The following is a 20,142-nucleotide window of genomic DNA, read 5'->3' as shown; positions in this document are numbered from 1 at the left end:
CCCGCCCCCCCCCGCCCCCCCCCGCCCGCCCCCCCCCCCCCCCCCCCCCCCCCCCCCCCCCCCCCCCCCCCCCCCCCCGCCCCGCCCCCCCCCCCCCCCCCCCCCCCCCCCCCCCCCCCCCCCCCCCCCCCCCCCCCCCCCCCCCCCCCACGGCTCGGGAGGCGACACACACCTAGGAGGGTTCATGGCTCCCGCACTGCTGTTCCCGCTCCAGCCCCCGCATCCCGATGTGGTCGTGCCCTTCGGGGAACTGGTGAGAAGCGGCCTGGCCGGCCGACTCTGGCTGGGGCAATCGGTGGCGGCCGAGTCCCACCAGACGATCGCCTACCTGGCGGGCCGGGGGATCAAGGTGGCGGCCGGGCTGGGGGTGACGCTGATGCCGCTGCGCCACCCGCTGGAGGCGGCGGCCCAGGCGCGCAGCCTGGCGGTGCTCACCGGCAGGCCGGTCGTCGCCGGGTACGGCGCCGCCACCGCGGAGCTGGTCAAGGCGCTGCGCGGCGCGCCCTACGACAGGCCCGCGACGGCCGCGGCCGACTATGCCCGGGCGCTGCGCACCATCCTCGACGGCGAGATCCCCCCCACCTCCCGCGAGGCGTACGCCGCCGGCGGCGGCGGGCTGCCCCCGATGAGGCACGCCCCCGTCGAGGTGGGCCTGGGCGTGCTGCGCCCCGGCATGGCACGCAAGGCCGGCGCCGTCGCGGACGTGGCCATCACCTGGATGACGCCGCCCGCCTACGTGCGCGACACGCTGATCCCCGCCCTGGCCGAGGGCGCGGCGCACCGCGGCGCGCCGCCTCGCGTCGCGGCCGTCGTGCACGTGGCGCTGGCCGACGTCGGCCGCGACCCGCGCAGGCTCGCGGAAGCCGGGGCCGGGCACCACCTGCGGGCGCCGCACTACACCGACATGCTCAGGCGGGCCGGGGTGAGCGCCGATCCGGCCGACCCGCGCGCGGGCGCCGCCGCCCTGGTGGAGGCGGGGGTCTACGTGTACGGCACGGCGCAGGAGGTCGCCGAGCGCCTGCGCGGCTACCGCGAGGCGGGCGTCGGGGAGATCGTTCTCAACCCGGCGGGGGTGATGCGGACCGAGGGGTACAAGGCCGCGCTGGCCGACGCCGAGCAGATCCTCGACGCGATGGCCGGCGCCGATGACTAGCGCGCCGCCCTTCGGCGCCGAACGCCTGCTCGTGCTCGCCACCGGGTCGCTCGGCGCCGCCTTCCTGCCGTACTGGCTCAATTGGCTGCGGCACGGCTACCCGCGGCTGGAGGTCCGGGTGGTGCTGACCCGAAGCGCCGAGCGCTTCGTGACCCGGCAGTCGGTCGCGGCCATCACCGGCAGGGACGTGCCGCTCGACGTCTGGCCGCAGGACCCGGAGCCGGGCTCGCCGCACGTGGAGTACGCGAGCTGGCCCGACACCGTCCTGGTCTACCCGGCGACCTACCATTTTTTGAGCCGGTTCGCCGGCGGCAGCGGCGACACTCCCGCCCTGCTGGCGCTGCAGTGCACGTCGGCGCTGATCGGGATCGCGCCCGCCCTGCCGCCCGGCGCGGCCGGCTCCTATGCCTACCGGCGCAACCTCGCGGCGCTCAAGGACCGGCCCAACGTCGTGGTCGCCGACCCCGTGCCCACGCTGAGCACCCACACCAGGGAGCGCGACGCCCTCGCGGCCGCTCCCCTGTCCACCCTGATCGAACAGCTGGAGCGACGGCGCGAGCGGGAGGAGCGATGAGCGAGATCATCGAGTCGTTCGGCACCGGCTTCCTGCACACCACGATCGTCAGGCACGGCGAGGACGACTACCTGTGGACCCGGCGGCCCGGGCCCGAGCGCCGCGACGCGATGCGCATGCCCGGCGCCGCCGTGCTCGCGGCCGTCCGGGCACTGCCCGCAGGACCGGTCAGGCTCGTGCTGCCCGAGCGGGGCGGCGGCACCGGCGTGAGCTACCGGACCGATCAGGCCGGCTCGCTGGCGGGCGTCTTCCTGCGGGGCGCGTCGGGCACGGCCCGGATCGCCGACACCCTGGCGCAGACCGGCGCGACCCTCGCCCGGCTGCACGGCACGCCGGCCCCGCAGGGCGGCCTGCCGGCCCCCGAGGGCCCGCGGCGGCTGCTGTCGTGGCTGCAGGACGGGGACGGGCCCGGCGCCGCGCCCCGGCTGCACCGGCACGCGGCCGACATCCTCGGCCCCGGCCGCAGCGCCGCGGTCGCGGCGTGGTGCGCGCCGGCACGGCCGCGCGTGCTGCTGCACGGCGCCCCCAGCCTGGGCACCCTGCTGCCCCTGACGGCGGAGCGCGACGGCGCCCTGCTGACCGGGGAGGACCTGAGCGCCGGCGCGCCGGAGTCCGACGTGGGCTGGCTCATCGGGGAACTGGTGGAGTTTCGCGAGCTGGCCGGCCGGTTCGGGCGCGCCACCCTCGACCACGACGCCCTCATCGGCCGCGTGCTGGACGGGTACGGCGGCCCCCTGGACCTGGCCGCCGTGGGCAGGGCCGCGACGGTGCGCTTCCTGAGCCACGTGCACGACTTCGCCGCGTACGTCAAATGGCACGACATCCTGCTGGACTACCTCGGGATCGTCGCCGACGTGATCGACGCGGCGCGGGCCGGGCGGTTGATCCGGCGATGAGGCGCCTGACACTGGGCAACGGCCTGCGGGTGGTCGTGGAGGAGGAGCGCTCCGCGCCGGTGGCCGCCGTCGCCGTCCACTACGGCGTCGGCTTCCGGGGCGAGGGCTTCCCCGGCCTCGCCCACCTGTTCGAGCACCTGATGTTCGAGGGGCACTTCCAGCAGGTGGAGGGCATCGGAGGGTTCTGCAACGCCTCGACCCGGCAGGACTACACCGACTTCTACACCGTCGTCCCGGCCGAAGCCCTCGACCGGGTGCTGGCCCTGGAGGCCGCCCGCATGCGCGCCCCGAAGATCACCGAGCGGGCCGTGCGGGCACAGACCTCGGTGGTGCGCGAGGAGATCCTGGGGAAGCTCCGCAAACCGTACGGCGGCTTTCCCTGGCCCAGGCTGTCGCCGGTGCTGTTTCGCGACGCCGCCAACGCCCACGACGGGTACGGCGACCACGAGTCCCTGCGCCGCGTCACCCTCCATGACTGCGAGGCCTTCTTCGAACGCCACTACAGCCCGGCCAACGCCGTAGTCACGGTGTCGGGGGACGTCTCGGCGGAGGCGGTACTGGAGGTCGTCGCACGCACCTTCGGGCAGATCCCCGCCAGGCCCGCCCCCGCGCCCGTCTCCTGGTGGGAGCCGTCGGCCGGGCCGCGGCAGGCCTCCTACGTCGACCGGCTCGCGCCGCTGCCGGCCCTCGCCGTCGGCCACCGGGTGCCCGACCCGGCATCCGGCGCCCACGTCGCGCTGTCGGCCCTGGCGGGCCTGCTCGCCGGGGGCGGCAGGCCGCGACTGCGCGAACGCCTGCGCCGCGAGACGGGACACACCATCACTTTCTCGGCGCGTGTCGGGTTGTTCGACTTCCTCGACGCCCGAGACCCCGACATGTGGGTGCTCACCGCGGTGCACCCGAGGGAGGTGCCCGCCGAGCGGGTGCTGGCCGCCGTGGACGCCGAACTGGAGTCACTGGCCGGCGACGGGCCCGGCGAGCAGGAGCTGCGGCGTTGCCGCAGTTCCTGGCTCACCTCCCATCACCGGTCCATGGACCGCATCGCCAACCGGGTGCGCCTGCTGGGACGTTTCGAGCTGCTGTTCGGCGACGCCTCGCGTGCCGTGCGGCTGCCGGAGATCTACGCCGGGGTGAGCGCCTCGGACGTGGCGGCCGCGGCGCGCGGCCTGCGCCCGGACTCGCGCGCGCTGCTCACCGTCCGCCCGAAGGAGGAATGACGTGGACCGTACGCTCGCCAACGGCCTGCGGGTGCTGGCCCTGCGCCACGGCGTCACCCCGCTGGTCGAGGCGCGCCTGCACCTGCCCCGGCCCTGCCCGGCCCGGGGCGACCTGGCCTCGTCCATGCTGCTGGCGGCCTGCCTGTCGCGACGCGAGGACGTGGAGTCGGACGTGGAGCTCGAAGCGGCGGCCGACGTCCACCAGATGACCGTCACCGCCCACGGCCCCGAGCCGCGGTCGCTGGCGGCGGCGCTGGCGCAGGCGGTGCGGGCGGTACCCGGCGAGGCCGAGGTGGAGCCGGCGCGCGGGCAGCTGACCGCCCAGCTGAAGATGGTGCGCGCGCACCCCGACATCACGGTCAGGCACGAGCTGGCGCGGCACCTGTTCGGCGATCACCCGGTGGCCTTCCAGGTGAGCGAGGAGGACGTCGGGCGGTGGCCGGAGCGGCCCTTGGACCCGTCCGGCGCCGTCCTGGTGATCCTGGGCCGGGACGACCCCGAAAGCCTGGCCGACGCCGCCGGCGAGGCGCTCGCCGGCTGGCCGACACCCCCGTGCCCCGCCCCGCCCCTGCCGCCGCTTCCCCCCATCGAGGGGGGCCGGCTCGCGCTGCTGCCGCGGCCCGGCGCGCCGCAGTCGCGCGTCCGCCTGCGCGCGCAGGCGGTGACGGTCGGGCACCCGCGCTATCCGGCCCTCTTCCTGGCCCTCAACGTGCTGGGCGGCTACCTCTCCTCCCGGCTGTCAAGGAGCCTGCGCGAGGACAAGGGCTACGTGTACGGCGTCACGACCTTCTTCGACACCCACCCCGGCAGCGCACTGCTGGCCATCGAGGCCGACACGGCGGCGGCCACCACCGGCGCCGCGCTCGAGGTGCTGGCCGCCGAGCTGCGCCGGATGCGCACGCACCCTCCCACCGAGCGGGAGATCGACTCCGCCCGGGCCTACGCGCTCGGCTCCATGGCCACCCGCCTGGCCCCCCGTGCGGCCTTCGCCTCTGCCCTCGCCGACATGGCGGCCAAGGGCAGGGACCCGCTGTGGCTGCTCGACTTCCCCCGCCGCCTGGCGGCCGTGTCGTCTCGCGACGTGGTGGCGGCGGCGAAGGACTTCTTCGCGCCCGGGCGCTTCTCCGGCCTGGTCGCCGCCGACCCCGGTACGCTCGCCTCCCCCCTGTCCCTGTGACCGGCGGGACTCCTCGCCGGCCTCCGGCGATGATGGACATTTCCCCTGTAGCCGCCGCACGGTCTCCGGGGGAAACGGCCAAAGGCCATACAGGTCATCGGGGCTGGTTCCGGCCGTACGGGAACGCTCTCGCTCAAGACGGCTCTGGAGCAGGCCGGGGTACTCCCCGGCGACCGCCGGCCCGGCCGGCTCCTGACGCGCCCGCACGATCGTGGAGTCCACACTGACCACCTCCAGCCCGACCTGCCCACGCAAAGCGGCCTCGACGAGCAGCGCGTCCACCAACCCCTGAAACACCCCGGCCTTGGCCCAGCCACTGAACCGGGAATAGAACGTGGACCAAGACCCACACCGCTCCGGCACATCACGCCGGCCAGATCCCGTACGAAACCGCCACAAGATCCCGTCGAACCGATCACGCACCCGCCGAGGAAGCGGCCCGATGACCGCCACCGACAGATACGGCTCGATCAACGCCCCTCGGCACCCTTCACATCAAAACGCGCCACGTCCGAGTTCTACCAGCCACGACCAGCCCGCTACGGGCCCTCATATGGATCCGAACCTCGAACAGCTCCTGGGCGGGCCGGGCGGGAACCCGCTCCGGGAACCCGACGGTCCCGACCAACCCGGCGGTCCCCGGCGAACCCGGCCGTCCCGACCAACCCGGCCGTCCCGACCAACCCGGCCGTCTCGGCGAACCCGGCCGTCCCCGATGCCCCGAGGACCGCCGGGTTCGCCGGGGACCGCCGGCGACCGGCTTCCGCCGCGCCGGTTTGTCGGTGAGGTGATCTAACGTCCCGGCCATGACTTCAGCGACGCAGGCGTACACGTACGCCGCGCCCTCCTCCCTTGTGGACGGCCGTCTCGGACTGGCGACCTCCGGCGGGCGGGCCCTGTCCGGCCCGGCCGTGGCCCCCCGGTTCTTCAGCGGCGTGGTGACCCGGGCGGCCCCCGCCGCGGCGGCCCTGCTCGGCGTCGCCGACGTGGCGCTGGCCCGCTACCACCAGCCGCAGGCGCGGCCCGGCTGGGTGCGCGACCCGGTGGTGACGTGCAACGGAGACCGGTTGCGGTTCGAGTCGTTCTCGGCCTGCGGCGGCGTGTACGCCCGGCTCGATCTGCTGAGCGGCGCGCTCGACGGCGAGGTGTTCGACCGGGGCACCACCAACGTCGACGTGAACGCTCCGCTCCGGGAGGCGCTGGCGCGCATCGGCGCGCGGGACCCGTTGCACCTGGGGGTCGGGCTCGACGAGCTGGTCGTGACCACGATGGACGGCGCGGTGGTGGAGAAGAAGGTGCCGCTGCCCGAGCGCTGGTTGCGCGGCTTCGCCGAGGTGCAGGTCATCGCCTCGGGCATGGACCAGCGTGGTGAGCTGACCGGCATGACGGCGGTGCGGTTCCTGCGCGGGCTGCCCAGGAAGGGCACGGTGTGGGTGACGCAGTCAGGACGCGAGCTGAAGGTCTCCGGCCATCAGGTTCCGGGCTCGGTCCAGCTCGCCGGCCCCAACCGGCTCGGCACCCTCCTGCCGCTGCTGCGCTTCGCGAAGTCCCTGCGGGTGTACGGCCCGGCCGACGCCGCATCCAGCGCCTGGGAGCTGGAACTGCCCGGCATGCGCTACACGCTCACCCTCTCGCCCGAGCGCTGGCGCGGCTTCTCCGGTGAGGGCGCGGTGCTCGACGACCTGGCCGGCGACGAGGCCGAGGACGACGCCGACGTGGTGGGCATGCTGCTCAACTTCGAGCCCGAGATCGAGATCGGCCTGCTGGCCGACCGCGCGGGCCTGCCCGCCGACCGGGTGCGGGCCGCGCTGACGCGGCTCGGCGTCGCCGGCCGGGTCGGCTACGACCTGGCGGAGGCCGCCCACTTCCACCGCGAGCTGCCCTACGACAAGGACAACGTGATCCTGCTCAACCCGCGGCTGGCCAAGGCGCGCAGGCTCGTCGACGCGGGCGCCGTGCACCTCGAAGGCGAGCTGGCCACCGTCCGCACCCCGGGCGGCGTGCGCCGGGTCTCGCTGGCCGACGGATCCTGCACCTGCGAGTGGTGGTGGGACCATCGCGGCTCCCGTGGGCCGTGCAAACACGTGCTGGCCGCCCGGATCGTCGCCCGCGCCGCCCTGGAGGTCCCCCGATGACCCTCTGGACGGAGATCTGCGACCTGATCGTCCGCAACCAGGTCACCCGCCTGGCCGACCGGCTGGTCACGCTCACCGAGGAGGAGCGAGCCGAGCTGAGCGGGCGGTTGCCCGGCCTCGTCAAGGAGCTGCGCCGGGTCCACACCGAGCAGGTGCGCGCCCTGCATCCCGACGACTTCGAGGAGATGGCCTCCTGGGAGGTCGGCGACCTGCTCGACAGGCTGGCCGGCGCGCTGCTGCTGACCGGTGTCGGCGTCATCACCGGCCCGGCGGCCGCGGTGACGTGGATGACCGGCCGCGACGTCAACCGCCGCTGGGCCGACGACCCCAATGTCGCCCAGGTGTGCCGGGTGGCGGCCACCCGCCCACCGGAGTGGCGTCGTGACGTCGCGGTCCGGCTGGCCCGGCGGGTGCGCCGTCCCGCCGAGCGCATCGCGCCGCTGGCCGTGGCGCTGCTGCGTGAGTCCGGCGCGGTGCCGCCCGACCACGACCCGCTGGTGGCCGCCTGGCTGGCCGCGCCGAGCGTGGCCGACGACCCGCTGACCCCCGTGCTGCTGCCCCGCGTCTTCGACGCCGACGGCGCGGGCCGCGTCCTCCGCGAGGAGCGGCTGGAGCCCCGCCCGACCCGCTGGCTGGCCGCCGTCGCCCGCGAGCTGCCCAGACAGCAGGTGCTCGACGGCTGCGTGAGCCGTTTCCTGCGCGGCGGCGAGGCGCAGGACCTGCGGTTCTTCGTCCGGTTGCACATGCTCCTCGACCCCACGCCCGCGGAGTCCGCGCCCCGCCTGCGCGACTACCTGCGGTTGTTGCCGTCGGCTCCCGGCACGGTCGCCGAGGTCGCCGCCGGACAGGTGCGCGGGGCGATGCCGCTCGACCACGCCGACCTGGTCGAGGCGGTCGACGCGCTCACCTTCCGGGACGAGGCCAAGCTCGCCGCCACGGGCCTGCGCTGGCTCGACCAGGCGATCCGGGCCACGCCCGAGGCGGCCAGCGATCTCGTGACCGCGCTGATCACGGCGTACGCGCACAAGTCCTTCGACGTGCGCAACCGCGCGGTCGAGCTCACCCTGAAGCACTCCGGCCTGTTCGCCGGCCACGCCGAGGCGATCCTCGACGCGATCCCCGACCTTCCCGGCGACGTGGGCGCCAGGCTCGCCGCCCGGTTCGGCGGGGAGGGGGCCGTCGAGGAGCTGATCGAGGCCAGACGGTTCCCGCCGCTGCCGCAGGTGCCCTCACCGGGGCGTTTCCCCGAGCCGTCGATCTTCCCGGGCCGGCACGAGCGGTGGATCGACCAGGAGCGCTGGATGGCGGCGTTCGTCACCGGGGCCGCGGAGGACCGCGCGGACCTGATCGGCAGGCTGAGGCCGCACGTCGAGCAGCGGACGCGGTACCGGCCGGACAGGGACGAGATCACCGGCCCCGACGAGTGGCAGGCCGTGCTGGCCGAGGAGCTCGTCGTGCCCGGCACCCTGCCGGAGATCCCCCCCATGGGTCCGGAGAGGTTCTGGGACGGGGCGAGTCACTCGGTCTCGGTCCGTCCGCTCGCCCGGGGCGAGGAGATCGAGCTGGAGCCGGCGGAAGGACGGTTCACGACGATCGGCTTCTGGCGCCCCGGCCACTACCTCGACGACGACGCCCCGTTCCGCGTCGTCTTCATCACCTGGACCAGCGACGACGGCCCGGCCGGGGCCGTGGCCGTCGAGGGCGGCCGGCCGATCCCCTTCGCAGGCGGCCGGGTCCACCTGTACGGACAGCCCTCCGACGACGACCGGGCACCGGGCACCGGCCCCGACGAGCCGGAGGAGGCCGACGGGGCGGACGAGGCCGGTGAGGCCGGCAAGGCCGGGGGTTTCGACGGGCATGGGGACTTCGACGACGCCCTCCCGGACCACCGCGAGCGCCGCCCGGTGGAGCCCGGAGTCCTCTACGACGACTCGGTGGAGGCCATGCCGTGGCACGTCCTGCACGACGTCTACGAGCGCATGGCCGAGCTGGGGGTGGACCCCGACCGGATCACGGCCATGCGCGAGGGCCTGCCGGTGCCCCCGCCCGGCCCGGACGAGCCGCTCGTGGCGGTCACCGTCGGCTTCGTCCCGCCCCGGCTGCGCTCCTTCCAGCCCGAGCCGCTTCCTCCCGTGCACGAGTGGCGGCGGCGGCACCGGCTCCCGTACCCGGAGCGTCTGTCGCCGCCGTCCGACCTCCTCGTCAACCGCTACGCGGAGCTGTACGGGGCCCTGCGCGCCGGCACGCTGCCACCGGTGCTGCTGGCCACGCCGACGTGGACGACCGGCCACCTCGACCCCGACGTGCTGCTCGACCGGCTGGAGACGTGCGCCGCCGCGGGCGTGGAACCGCTGCGGGCCGATCTGGCGCAGGCGCTGCTGCGGCTGCCACGGGGCGGTCACCCGGCCGCCGCCGACCGGGCCGCGAAGATCGATTCCGCGGCGGCGCGCAGGGTGGCCGAGTGGCTGGCCGGGCAGGGCATGCCCGACCCGGAGTGCGGTCTCCGGTGGACCCACATGGTGGGCGCGTCCATGGCCGAGTTCGGCGACGGCGAGCCCGAGCACTTCACCGCGGTCCGCCTGACCCCGGTGCTGCGGGCCGCGCCCACCGGCGACGAGCTGATCGACGAGGTGCTGCTGCGGCAGCCGTCCGACTGGGCGGGCGAGGACATGGGCAACGGGATGGGCGGGTGGCCGGCCGTGCTGCCCTCGCACCGCGAGGTGGTGGCCGTGAACATGCTGCCGTTCGTGCTCCGTGGTCAGTGGTACACGAGCGTGACCCCGGCGGAACTGTCCGGCCTGGCCGCCTGCGACGGGCCGGTGGGCGAGGCGACGGCGGTGATCATCGCTTTCCTGCTGGGGAGCCGCGCGCCCGGGACGATCCCGGTGGTCCTGCGGATGGCGGCCAGAGGCGACCTGCCCGCCGAGGCGATCGGCCGTCAGCTCGCGCTGGTGCTGCGCCGCACCTGGCTGGAGACCCGCCCCGCCATCGCGGCCCTGACCGAGCTGGCCGACGCCGGCGGCCACCACGAGGTGTGGCGCATCCTGCGCGCCCTGCTGCCCGGGATGCTGCCGGGCGAGGGACGGCGCATCACCGTGACCCACACCGAACTCGTCGCCTTCGCCGCCGACGTGGCACGCTGGACCGGCGCGCGCGGGGATATCCCGGTCGTCGCCGAGTTCGCGCGGAGCCGCCGGACGATCCGCTTCGTCCACGAGTGCCGGCGCCTTCACGCCCAGCTCACCGGAGCCCCGTCATGACCTGACGACGTCCGTGCCGGCATCCGTCCGGTTCTGGCCGGTTCGTTCCGCACCGGCCAGGCCTCCCGTACGGGAGGTCCGGTGCCTTCCGCGTACGGAGGGGATCGAGGACCGATCCGCTCCGTACGCGGGAGGACGGCCGCGTGTCAGCCGCGGCCCTCGACGAGGACGCCGTCGACCCTGCGGGGGATGCCGAGCGGGTTGTCGTCGCGAAGCTCGGGCGGGAGCAGCTCGGCCGGCCAGTCCTGGTAGGCGGTGGGGACCAGCCACCTGCGGATCGCGGCGGCGCCGACCGAGGTGTGGGCGGCGGCGGTGCTGGAGGGCCAGGGGCCGCCGTGGTGCATGGCCCAGCGGACCGCGACCCCGGTCGGCCACCCGTTCCAGATCAGCCGCCCGGCCTTCTTGAGCAGCACCTCGGAGCTGGCGCGCGCCTCGGCGGGGTCGGTCGCGTGGATCGTCGCGGTCAGCGAGCCGTCCAGCCGCTCCAGGACGGCGGGCAGCTCGGCCGGGTCGGTGTAGACCACCACGACGGCCGCCGGGCCGAAGCACTCCTCGGCGATGCCGTGCGGGTCCCCGGCGAACGTCGCCAGGTCGGTGACGAACACCTGCGGCGTCACCGCGAACGCCCCCTCCCCCGGCTTGCCCTGGGCCAGCGAGGAGAGCTTGCCCAGCCTGGCCAGCCCGTGCAGGAAGCCGCCCTGCATCCGCTCGGTGAGCATCGGCCCGCCCTCGGTGGCGGAGACCGCGTCGGCGATGGACGCCAGCAGCTCGGCGTCGTCGGGCACGAACACCAGCCCGGGGTTGGTGCAGAACTGGCCGGTTCCCAGGGTCAGCGAGGTGGCGAAGCCCTGGGCCAGGCCGTCGCGGGACGCCGACGGCAGCACCACGACCGGGTTGACGCTGCCCAGCTCGCCGTAGAACGGGATGGGGTCGGGGCGCTCGGCGATCAGTGCCTGGATGGCCTTGCCGCCCGGGATGGAGCCGGTGAAGCCGACGGCCGAGACCGACGGGTGCCCGGCCAGCCGCTTGCCGGCGTCGAGCCCGCTGACCAGGCCGAGCAGGTCCGGATCGGGCAGGGCGTCCCTGATGACCCGCCACGACAGCTCCGACGTGCGCGGGTGCCCGTCGTGGGCCTTGACCACGACCGGGCAGCCGGCGGCCAGGGCCGAGGCGGTGTCGCCGCCCGCGACCGAGAAGGCGAAGGGGAAGTTGCTCGCCGCGAAGACGCCCACCACGCCGGGCAGGGGGTGGTTCATCCGGCGAAGGTCCGGGACGGGCGGCTGGGCCGTCGCGTGGTCGATCACCGCCTCCACGTGCCCGCCGTCCCGCAGCACCTGGGCGAAGAGCCGGAACTGGCCCGCGGCGCGCCCGACCTCGCCGCGCAGCCGGGTCTCGCCGAGCGCGGTCTCGGCGTCGGCCGCCTGCCACAGCTCCTCGACGTTCGCCTCCAGCGCCGCCGCCACCGCCTCCAGCACGGGGGCCCGGTCGGCGGAACGCCAGGAGGATCCGGCGGCACGGGCCGCCTCGACGATCGCGTCCAGCTCGGCGTCCGAGGTCGGGGGGAAGGGATCTCCGGTGGACTCACCGGTTCTGGGGTCAACTGAGTGGATCAAGATGAAGCCTTTCCTCAATGGAGCCTCTGACGCCCCGCGGGGACCACCCTCCTACGGTAAGCGCTTTCCGTAACAGCGGCCACCTCGTCGGCCTGCCCGAGGCCGTTCATCCGACATCCTCTCGCTACCCTCCAGACCTCGCGAATCACCATGAAACACCACCGCGTCCCCGGCCGGGCAGGGCGGGGGACGCGGTGGGGTTGATGGAGCCGGGGGGACGGGGGGACGGGGCGGAGGGGACTCGTGGTCCCCTCCGCCCGGCGGACGGCCCTCGTCGGGCGGTCACCACGCGGTGGCCGGCCACCGGCGACACCGAGGATCACCACGGACACCGGGGATCACCGGGGATCACCGCGGAACGAGCGCCGGGCGTTCGCTACGGTGCGAACGCCTTGACCTCCAGGATCCCGACCGAGGCCCCGGAGGCGCTCTGCAGCACCGCGCGCAGCCGGGTCGTGCTCACGGTCGTGAACGTCACGGTGTTGTACTGGTCGCCGGCGACGGGGTAGCCGCTCGCGCCGGGCACGTCCACGTAGGCGGTGCCGTTCCAGGACTGCAGCTTCCACGACGCCGGCAGGTCGATGCCCTGGCCGTCGTCGAAGAAGTAGACCTGCGCCCGGTTGACCGAGACCGCCGACGGCCAGGTCAGCTGGGCCCACTGCTCACCCTGTTCGGGCCAGGTGCCCCAGCGCGGGTTGACCGTGTCGTTGGACGAGGCCGGGTCGATCCCGTCGTTGAGCGCGGCGGCCGACTCCCACGCCGAGGTGTAGGAGGCCGAGGGAGTCGCCGACGGCGCCAGGTTGCCGGTGGGCGGCTGCTGGGTCCCGCCCCGGTTGTAGATCTTGATCTCGGTGAGGCCGCTCTTGGCGCCGGAGGCATTGGTCATCAGCACCCTGACCCGCTGGGCGCTGACCGGGGTGAACCGGACCAGGTTGTAGTTGCCCTGCGGGGTGCCCGGCGTCCTCACCTGCGCGGCGACGTTCGTCCAGGTGGAGCCGTTGAGGTACTGGATCTGGTACGACGACGGCGCCCGGTAGGTGCCGCTCGCCGGGCGGCTGTCCTTGAAGTAGAGCCTGACCTCGTCGAGGGTCCTGGCACTGCCGAGGTTGACCTCGTACCAGTCCTGGGCGTTGGGCGAGCCGCCCGCTCCCCAGAAGGGCTCGTTGATCGGGTACCCGTCCACGGCCGCGCCGACGCTGGTGCCGGAGGCGGTGTGCGAGGCCGACACGGTGGCGCCCTGGGCGAGGTTGGTCAGGTTCGCGCTCAGGTCGACCCCGGCCTTGGCGAGCGCGTCGACCACGCGCGCCTCGGAGTGGACGACCTGCTGGGGTGCCTGCATCCCGGGGACCGCGACGTTGTGGGTCACGGTGCCCGCGGTGCCGGTGAAGGTGACCCCGCCGGTGGCCGGGTCCCACACGAAGGGCACGAGCCGGTCGACGGTCGCGGCGCGGGTCCCGTTGATGAAGATCGAGTACCCCTGGGGCACCCCCGGGTAGCGGGTCACGCCGTCGGCCGGGTCGTCCCAGACGATCGACAGGTCGGCGTTGCGGTAGCGGATGTTGTTGACCGCGAAGTGCGACCAGCCGATGTTGATCGGCGAGAGCTGCACCCTGTTGTCGTTGCGGGGACGCAGCCCGGCCACGTCCTCGATCAGCGTCCAGTTGCTGCTGCCGAGGATGTTGTGGTGGATCCACGACCGGTAGGTGATGGACGAGCCGTTCCAGTTGGCCCAGAACTCGTTGGCGTCCGGCCACTGGGTGTTGCCGCCGACGTACTGCGCCCAGGCGTTCCAGTACAGCAGCTTCTTGTAGTCCTCGTTGGAGATGTACGGGCTGGGATAGTTGCGCAGCGCCGAGGAGTAGAGCCGGAACTGCACGGTGGAGTTGATGGTGGAGAAGTTGTTGCTGCCGGGGTTGCCGGCCGCCGCGGCAGCGGCCTTGTCCCGCTGGTTGGCCGTGTAGAAGGGGAAGATCGGGTACTCGGCGGGGTCGGCGTACAGGCGCAGCGCCTCGCGGTAGGTGGCGGTGTTGGGCATCAGCCCCACCGCGTACGGGTAGAAGTTGTTGATCTCCTTCCACGGGTTGAGCGCGTTGGTGGCCACGTGCCGGTGCTGCAGCACCTTGGCGGTGGGGTTCCACAGCACGTTGACGACCGCGTTCTGCACCCGGGTGGCCAGGGCGCGCATCTCGGCGGCCTTGGTGGCGTTGCCGATCGTGTCGTAGGCCTGGGCCGCGGCCAGGGCCCCGCTGTGGACGTAGGCGGACTCGGTGCGGTCGAGGTTGCCCGCGCGCCAGTGGAAGGAGACCGCGTCGGCGTCGTTGCCGGTCAGCGCGCCCCAGTCGTACTCGATCAGGCCGTTGCCGTCACGGTCGTAGTGGCTGAGCTGGCCCTTGACGTCACCCTCGGCGTACTTGGCGAGGTTCGCCGCGATGGCGGGCTGGCCGCCGTGGATCTGGTAGCTCTTCCAGGCCGCCTCGCCGATGTACTGGGTGTAGCTGTTGGACCAGTTGTCCGGGTCGCCGGGGTTGTCCATGAACCGGCCGCCCCGGGAGGTCTGGCCGACCGAGAGCCAGTCACCGTAGGCGTACAGCGGGGTGCGCAGGTACTTCAGGTCGTCGATGTGCATCGGCTGGGTCAGCGCGATGGCGTTGTTGTAGCCGAGCACGCCCTCGATCGAGGTGGGGAACTGGTACGTCTGGCCGGGCAGGTTCGCGTCCAGGCTGTTGAACCGCATCAGCCACCAGCGGTAGTAGTAGTTCTTCTTGATGGCCGGCTCGGGCGCGTCGAAGTAGGGGATGTTCTGCGCCCACCACAGGTTGTAGGCCCGCACGTGGGTGGCGAACGCGGTGGCGTTGCCGTAGCCCTTGTAGGCGTTGTACTCGCTCAGCGACTCGGGGATCTCGTCGGTGACGAACCCCATGACCACCTTGGCCGTGGCGGTGGCCCCGGCCGCGACGGTGATCGACCGGGTGAGCGCCCCGCCGGAGGCGGTGAAGCCGTCACCCGACAGGCGCGGGCGGATCGTGGTGAGGTTCTTGAACGAGTTCACCGTGCCGGTCAGCTCGTTGCCGCTGCCGGAGGTGGCGTACGGCGAGGCGGCCCGCAGCTGCACGGTGGTGGAGGACGAGCCGGTGTTGACGATCGAGAGGTTGGCCACCGCGACGTTGTTCTCGGTGACGAACTTGGTCTGCTCGACCCGGATGCCGCTGCCGGTGTGCACGCTCCTGTAGTGGCTGGGCGCCTGCCAGCGCTGGCTCACCTGCTCGCTGAGGGAGCCCGGCGTGACCGTCACGGTGAACGCGCTCTGGTCGTTGATGCTCTCGATGTAGGCGGCCTTGCCGGCGAACCCCAGCGTGCCCGGGGTGTGGGTCTTCATGAAGAACGCCCGGCCGCGGGTCATCAGGATGCCGCCGTCGGCGTCGGAGGGGTCGCTGCCGGGCCGGGCGAGCAGCCGGTCGATCCAGAAGTTCGTCCCGGAGCTCTCGGCGTCGTAGATGGCCCTCATCATGTTGCCGGTGGTGTATCCCACCGGTGGCGCGGGGACGGCCGGGCCGGTGAAGGCCGGGTACCCGATGGGCTGGTCCGCGGACGCCTCCTGGGCGAGGACCGTCAGCGAGCTCATCGCGAGGCAGAGCGTCGCCGCCACGGTCACTGATCGTCGTCTGAAGCGGGCTGATGTCGGCATGCGTCACGTCCTTGGGGGTGCCGGGCGGGGTGCGGGGAGGAGGGACGGGGGACGGTGGAACGGCCGGCGCGGCCGGAGACCGCGTCCTAGTTCACGATCGGCCCCGAAAAGGTTTTCGGCAATGTTAAATTTCGATAACGCAGACCGGTACGCGACCGTTGATCGGGAGGACGGGTGCGGCATAGGGTGAGCCGCGCGTGTACGAGACCCGGACACGGTCGCGACGACCTGGAAAGGATTTCGGTGGGTCGACATCGATCCGAAGCGGTGACCCTGACCGACGTGGCCAGGCGCGCGGGGGTGTCCGTGTCGACGGCCTCCAAGGCCCTCAACAACCGGTCCGAGGTCGCCGAGACCACCCGGCTCCGGGTACGGCGCGCCGCGGCCGAGCTGTCCTTCCGCCCCGGCGCGGCCCCCGGGTCGGCCGCCGCCCGTACGCGCACCATCGGGCTGCTCACCGACGAGCGTGACGGGCGCTTCGCGATGCCGGTGCTCCTCGGCGCGGAGAACGCGCTGGGCGGTGAGGGGATGTCCGCGGTGCTCTGCGACGCGCGCGGCGACCCCCGCCGCCGCGAGCACTACCTGCGCACCCTGACGGCCGGGCAGGTGGACGGGTTCGTCATCCTGGGCGAGGACAACGACGTGCGCCCCTCGCTGACCCGCGACGTCCCGGTGCCCGTGGTCTACGTCTACGGCGAGTCCGACGATCCGCGGGACCTGTCGCTCCTGGCCGACGACGCGGGCGGCGCGCGCCTGGCCGCCGAGCACCTGCTGTCGCTGGGACGCCGCCGCGTCGGGCACATCACCGGCCCGGAGTCCTACCGCGCCGCGCGTGACCGGCTGACCGCCCTGCGCGGCGTGCTGGACGGGCACGGGCTCGGCCTGGCCGGCGGGCGGCCGTTCCACGGCGAGTGGTCCCGGCGCTGGGGACGGTACGCGACGCGCGCGCTGCTCGGCGCGGAGCCCGGGGTGGACGCGATCTTCTGCGGCAACGACCAGATCGCCGACGGCGCCTGCCAGGCCCTGGCGGACCTCGGCCGGCTGATCCCCGGCGACGTCGCGGTGGTGGGCTACGACAACTGGGCCCCGCTGGCCGCCGACTGCCACCCGCCACTGACCAGCGTCGACCCCGGCCTGGAACGGCTGGGCGCCGCGGCGGTGCGCTACCTGTCCGCCGCGCTGGACGGGCACCGGGCCTCCGGCGTCGTCCGCCGACCGGGACGGCTGGTGATCCGCGAGTCGACCGGTCCCGCGTAGGCGGCCGGCCGGGCGCGTCCCCGCGGAAGCGCGAGGGCGATAAAAGGCTTTTACTCGCCGTACCATGTATATGCCCTTGTCAGACGCCTGGGTGGGCTTGCTCCCCGGCACGTCGGCGGCTATCTTCGACGGGGGTGGACGTCCCCCAGTAGAAAAGGTTTTCTCTCAGATGGCTCCCCAACGACACGCCACGATCACCGACGTGGCCACACGCGCAGGGGTGTCCATCGCGACGGCCTCCAAGGCGCTCAACGGGCGCGGTCAGGTGCGGGCGGAGACCCGCGAGCGCGTCTTCCGCGCCGCCGAGGAGCTCTCCTTCCGGCCCAACGCCCTGGCCCGCGGCCTGCTCTCCGGGCAGACCCGCACCGTGGGCCTGCTCACCAGCGACAGCGTGGGACGGTTCGGCATCCCCGTGCTGCTCGGCGCGGAGGACGCCTTCGGCGCGGGCGAGATGGCGGTGCTGCTCTGCGACGCACGCGGGGACGCCATCCGCGAGCAGCACCACGTCCGGACGCTGCTCACCCGCCGCGTCGACGGCCTGATCGTGGTGGGCGAGAGCACCGACCCCCGCCCGTCGGTCAGCCGCGACCTGCCGATACCGGTGGTCTACGCCTACGCCCCCTCCCAGGATCCCGCGGACGTGTCGTTCGTCCCCGACGACGTCGACGGCGCCGCGCAGGCCGTACGGCACCTGCTGACCCTGGGACGGCGCCGGATCGCCCACGTCACCGGCCCGACCCACTACCAGGCGGCCCGTGAGCGCGCCGCCGGGGTGGCGGCCGCGCTGGAGGAGGCCGGCCTGTCCCTGTCCGGCGGGCAGGTGCTGTACGGCGCGTGGTCGCAGCGCTGGGGGCGGCAGGCCGCCGACGTGATCCTGCGCGCCGATCCCGAGACCGACGCGGTGGTGTGCGGCAGCGACCAGATCGCGGCGGGCCTGATGGAGACCGTCCGCGAGCGGGGCCGCCGGGTGCCCGAGGATCTGGCGGTCGTCGGCTACGACAACTGGGAGGTCCTGTCCACCGAGACCAGGCCCCCGCTGACCACGATCGACATGAACCTGGAGGCCCTGGGCCGTACGGCGGCCCAGCACCTGTTCGCCGCGATCGACGGCCGGGCCACCCCGGGCGTCCACCGGATGCCCTGCCGCCTGGTCATCCGCGACTCCACGGTCTGAGCGCGTCCCCGGCATCACCCGGGGGTCCTGGAAGCGCTCGCGCTCGGCGAGGTGATCGCGAGCAGGGCCGCCCACGACCGCCGGCCGTCCGCGCGCTCCGCCCTCAGTTCTTGATGCCGGTGAGCGTGACCCCCTCGATGAAGTACCGCTGCAGGAAGAAGAAGAGCGCGATGATCGGGGCGATCACCGCGGCCGAGGCGGCCATCAGGTAGCCCCACTGGGTGATGTAGACGCTCTGGAAGGAGGCCAGGCCGAGCGAGAGGGTGTACCTGCTCTCGTCGTTGAGGTAGAGCAGCGGCCCGAGGAAGTCGTTCCAGGTGCCGATGAAGGTGAAGATGGTCACCACGACGATCGCGGGCCGGGACAGCGGCAGGACGACGGTCCACAGGACCCGGCCGGGCGAGGCGCCGTCGATGTAGGCGGCCTCGTCCAGCTCGAAGGGGATGGTCAGGAAGAACTGCCGCAGCAGGAACACGTTGAACACCCCTCCCCCGGCCCCGGCGAACCAGCTCGGCACGGTGAGCGGGACGAACGTGTCGAGCGCGCCGAGCTCCTGCCACATGACGAACGTCGGGATGAGCGTCACCGCGTACGGCAGCATCACCGCGCTGAGCAGGACGGCGAAGACCGCGTCGCGTCCCCGCCAGCGCAGCCGGGAGAAGCTGAAGGCGGCGATCGAGCAGGTGATCACGGTGCCGAGCACGCCGACGACGGCGATGATCACCGTGTTGAGGAGGTAGAGGGCGAACGGCTGGGCGGTGAGCGCCTCGGTGAAGTTGGACCACCGGAAGGGCGAGGGGATCCATTCGGGAGGCGCGACGAACATCTGGGCGTCCTCCATGAGCGAGCTGCGCACCAGCCACACGAACGGCACCAGGGTCGGCAGGGCCCCGGCCACCAGGGCCAGGTGGACCAGCACCCTGCCGTACCGCCGGGGACGGCGCGTCGCGGCGGCCCCGGCACGGGCGGGCGGGGCGCCGGGGTCGTCCGGGACGCCGGGGGTGCCGGGAGCACCGGGGGTGCCGTCCCGGTCCGGGCTCGGGCGGCGCGGGGCACCGGTCGCGGTCATCGGGCACCCGCCATCTCGTAGTACACCCAGCGCCGGGCGTTGTGGAACATCAGGAAGGTGAGCACCATGATGATCATGAAGAGCACCCAGGCCAGCGCGCTCGCGTACCCCATCTCGCTCTCGACGAACGCCTTGCGGAACAGGTAGTACACGTAGAAGAGGGTGGAGTGGTCGGGGCCGCCCTCCGTCATCACGTACGCCTGGTTGAAGACCTGGAAGGTGCCGACCACCCCGACGACGAGGTTGTAGAAGATGGTGGGGGTCATCATCGGCAGGGTCACGTGCCAGAAGCGCCGCAGCGGCCCGCCGCCGTCGATGGAGACCGCCTCGTACAGGTGCCGGGGCACCCCCTGCAGGCCCGCGAGGAAGATCACCATGGTGTTGCCGAACCCCCAGGTGCTCATGACGATGAGCGAGGGGATCGCGGTCGCCTCGTCGTAGATCCACTGCCCGGCGGGCAGGCCGGCCTGGCGCAGCAGGGAGTTGAGCAGGCCGAAGTCGGGGTTGAAGATCCAGATCCAGAGGACCACGTTCGCGATCGCGGGCACCAGCGTCGGCAGGTAGAAGACGGTCCGCCAGAGCGAGAGCCCGCGGACCCTCTGGTTGAGCAGCAGGGCGACGGCGAAGGCGACGATCAGCCCGAGCGGCACGGCGCCGAGGGTGTAGTACGTCGTGACGGTCAGCGACGTCCAGAACAGCTCGTCCCCGGCCAGCGCGGCGTAGTTGTCCACGCCTACGAAGGACGGGGTGCCGCCGATCTGCCAGTCGGTCAGGCTGAAGGCGAACGAGGCCACCATCGGCCCGGCCGTGAAGATCGCGAAGCCGAGGATCGCGGGCACGGCCATCAGCACGCCCCAGCGCCGCTCCATGCGCCGCTGGCCGGAGAGACGCCGGCCGGAGAGACGCCGATCGGGGAGACGTCGGCCGGAGAG

General features: G+C 73.5%; 13 protein-coding genes and 1 pseudogene. 9 read left to right on the top strand and 5 right to left on the bottom strand.

The genetic code is table 11. From position 1 onward, the window contains the following. The first annotated feature begins 184 nt into the window (after nt 1-184). Genes ACIBCT_RS05080 through ACIBCT_RS05060 form a run of 5 tightly spaced genes read left to right on the top strand, consistent with a single transcriptional unit; the run spans nt 185 to nt 5,017 of the window. Nucleotides 185-1,153 (top strand): LLM class flavin-dependent oxidoreductase, encoded by a 969-nt coding sequence (locus ACIBCT_RS05080; RefSeq protein WP_399186073.1) that lies wholly within the window; start codon nt 185-187, stop codon nt 1,151-1,153. Continuing rightward, entirely contained in the window at nt 1,146-1,727 is a 582-nt protein-coding gene (locus ACIBCT_RS05075; RefSeq protein ID WP_399186072.1) for a flavoprotein, read from the top strand. Before ACIBCT_RS05080 ends, ACIBCT_RS05075 begins: the two co-directional genes overlap by 8 nt. Further along, the gene (locus ACIBCT_RS05070; protein WP_399186071.1) at nt 1,724-2,623 is read left to right on the top strand and encodes a phosphotransferase; all 900 of its coding nucleotides are present in this window, start codon (nt 1,724-1,726) and stop codon (nt 2,621-2,623) included. The genes ACIBCT_RS05075 and ACIBCT_RS05070 overlap by 4 nt, the downstream gene beginning before the upstream one ends. Then, nucleotides 2,620-3,840 (top strand): M16 family metallopeptidase, encoded by a 1,221-nt coding sequence (locus ACIBCT_RS05065; RefSeq protein ID WP_399186070.1) that lies wholly within the window; start codon nt 2,620-2,622, stop codon nt 3,838-3,840. Before ACIBCT_RS05070 ends, ACIBCT_RS05065 begins: the two co-directional genes overlap by 4 nt. A 1-nt stretch (nt 3,841) precedes the next feature. Beyond that, a complete protein-coding gene (locus tag ACIBCT_RS05060) occupies nt 3,842-5,017 on the top strand; it encodes a M16 family metallopeptidase (protein WP_399186069.1) in 1,176 nt (391 codons plus the stop codon). A gap of 294 nt (nt 5,018-5,311) precedes the next feature. Here the strand turns inward: ACIBCT_RS05060 and ACIBCT_RS05055 are convergent. Next, nucleotides 5,312-5,491, bottom strand: a pseudogene (locus ACIBCT_RS05055) (transposase); the annotation flags it as partial. Nucleotides 5,492-5,823: 332 nt separating this feature from the next. On the opposite strand from ACIBCT_RS05055, the gene ACIBCT_RS05050 reads away from it, so the two are divergent. Both ACIBCT_RS05050 and ACIBCT_RS05045 read left to right on the top strand, forming a co-directional pair. Continuing rightward, nucleotides 5,824-7,152 (top strand): SWIM zinc finger family protein, encoded by a 1,329-nt coding sequence (locus ACIBCT_RS05050; RefSeq protein ID WP_399186068.1) that lies wholly within the window; start codon nt 5,824-5,826, stop codon nt 7,150-7,152. Next, the gene (locus tag ACIBCT_RS05045; RefSeq protein WP_399186067.1) at nt 7,149-10,412 is read left to right on the top strand and encodes a hypothetical protein; all 3,264 of its coding nucleotides are present in this window, start codon (nt 7,149-7,151) and stop codon (nt 10,410-10,412) included. Before ACIBCT_RS05050 ends, ACIBCT_RS05045 begins: the two co-directional genes overlap by 4 nt. Nucleotides 10,413-10,558: 146 nt before the next feature. On the opposite strand, the gene ACIBCT_RS05040 is transcribed toward ACIBCT_RS05045, so the two are convergent. Then, nucleotides 10,559-12,025 carry an aldehyde dehydrogenase (NADP(+)) gene (locus ACIBCT_RS05040; RefSeq protein ID WP_399186066.1) on the bottom strand — a complete coding sequence of 489 codons (1,467 nt, stop codon included), beginning with the start codon at nt 12,023-12,025 and terminating at the stop codon, nt 10,559-10,561. A 376-nt stretch (nt 12,026-12,401) separates the two neighbouring features. Beyond that, entirely contained in the window at nt 12,402-15,710 is a 3,309-nt protein-coding gene (locus ACIBCT_RS05035) for a discoidin domain-containing protein (RefSeq protein WP_399186065.1), read from the bottom strand. A gap of 243 nt (nt 15,711-15,953) precedes the next feature. Here ACIBCT_RS05035 and ACIBCT_RS05030 point away from each other — a divergent pair, with 243 nt between their 5' ends. Both ACIBCT_RS05030 and ACIBCT_RS05025 read left to right on the top strand, forming a co-directional pair. Further along, nucleotides 15,954-16,967 (top strand): LacI family DNA-binding transcriptional regulator, encoded by a 1,014-nt coding sequence (locus ACIBCT_RS05030; protein WP_399186064.1) that lies wholly within the window; start codon nt 15,954-15,956, stop codon nt 16,965-16,967. Nucleotides 16,968-17,136: 169 nt separating this feature from the next. Further along, nucleotides 17,137-18,141 (top strand): LacI family DNA-binding transcriptional regulator, encoded by a 1,005-nt coding sequence (locus ACIBCT_RS05025; protein ID WP_399186063.1) that lies wholly within the window; start codon nt 17,137-17,139, stop codon nt 18,139-18,141. A gap of 103 nt (nt 18,142-18,244) precedes the next feature. On the opposite strand, the gene ACIBCT_RS05020 is transcribed toward ACIBCT_RS05025, so the two are convergent. Beyond that, a complete protein-coding gene (locus ACIBCT_RS05020) occupies nt 18,245-19,210 on the bottom strand; it encodes a carbohydrate ABC transporter permease (protein WP_399186062.1) in 966 nt (321 codons plus the stop codon). Then, nucleotides 19,207-20,079 carry a carbohydrate ABC transporter permease gene (locus ACIBCT_RS05015; protein WP_399186061.1) on the bottom strand — a complete coding sequence of 291 codons (873 nt, stop codon included), beginning with the start codon at nt 20,077-20,079 and terminating at the stop codon, nt 19,207-19,209. The genes ACIBCT_RS05020 and ACIBCT_RS05015 overlap by 4 nt, the downstream gene beginning before the upstream one ends. Nucleotides 20,080-20,142: the final 63 nt, after the last annotated feature.

It is taken from the genome of Streptosporangium sp. NPDC050855, from assembly GCF_044456585.1.
Taxonomy (GTDB): domain Bacteria; phylum Actinomycetota; class Actinomycetes; order Streptosporangiales; family Streptosporangiaceae; genus Streptosporangium; species Streptosporangium longisporum.
This window is presented reverse-complemented; position numbering and strand designations above follow the sequence as displayed.

Excerpts from the sequence above, each read along its gene's own strand:
- ACIBCT_RS05050 (WP_399186068.1), top strand. The coding sequence starts at position 5,824 with ATGACTTCAGCGACGCAGGCGTACACGTACGCCGCGCCCTCCTCCCTT.
- ACIBCT_RS05065 (WP_399186070.1), top strand. The coding sequence starts at position 2,620 with ATGAGGCGCCTGACACTGGGCAACGGCCTGCGGGTGGTCGTGGAGGAG.
- ACIBCT_RS05035 (WP_399186065.1), bottom strand. The coding sequence starts at position 15,710 with ATGCCGACATCAGCCCGCTTCAGACGACGATCAGTGACCGTGGCGGCG.
- ACIBCT_RS05020 (WP_399186062.1), bottom strand. The coding sequence starts at position 19,210 with ATGACCGCGACCGGTGCCCCGCGCCGCCCGAGCCCGGACCGGGACGGC.
- ACIBCT_RS05025 (WP_399186063.1), top strand. The coding sequence starts at position 17,137 with ATGGCTCCCCAACGACACGCCACGATCACCGACGTGGCCACACGCGCA.
- ACIBCT_RS05075 (WP_399186072.1), top strand. The coding sequence starts at position 1,146 with ATGACTAGCGCGCCGCCCTTCGGCGCCGAACGCCTGCTCGTGCTCGCC.
- ACIBCT_RS05080 (WP_399186073.1), top strand. The coding sequence starts at position 185 with ATGGCTCCCGCACTGCTGTTCCCGCTCCAGCCCCCGCATCCCGATGTG.
- ACIBCT_RS05045 (WP_399186067.1), top strand. The coding sequence starts at position 7,149 with ATGACCCTCTGGACGGAGATCTGCGACCTGATCGTCCGCAACCAGGTC.
- ACIBCT_RS05015 (WP_399186061.1), bottom strand. The coding sequence starts at position 20,079 with ATGGAGCGGCGCTGGGGCGTGCTGATGGCCGTGCCCGCGATCCTCGGC.
- ACIBCT_RS05070 (WP_399186071.1), top strand. The coding sequence starts at position 1,724 with ATGAGCGAGATCATCGAGTCGTTCGGCACCGGCTTCCTGCACACCACG.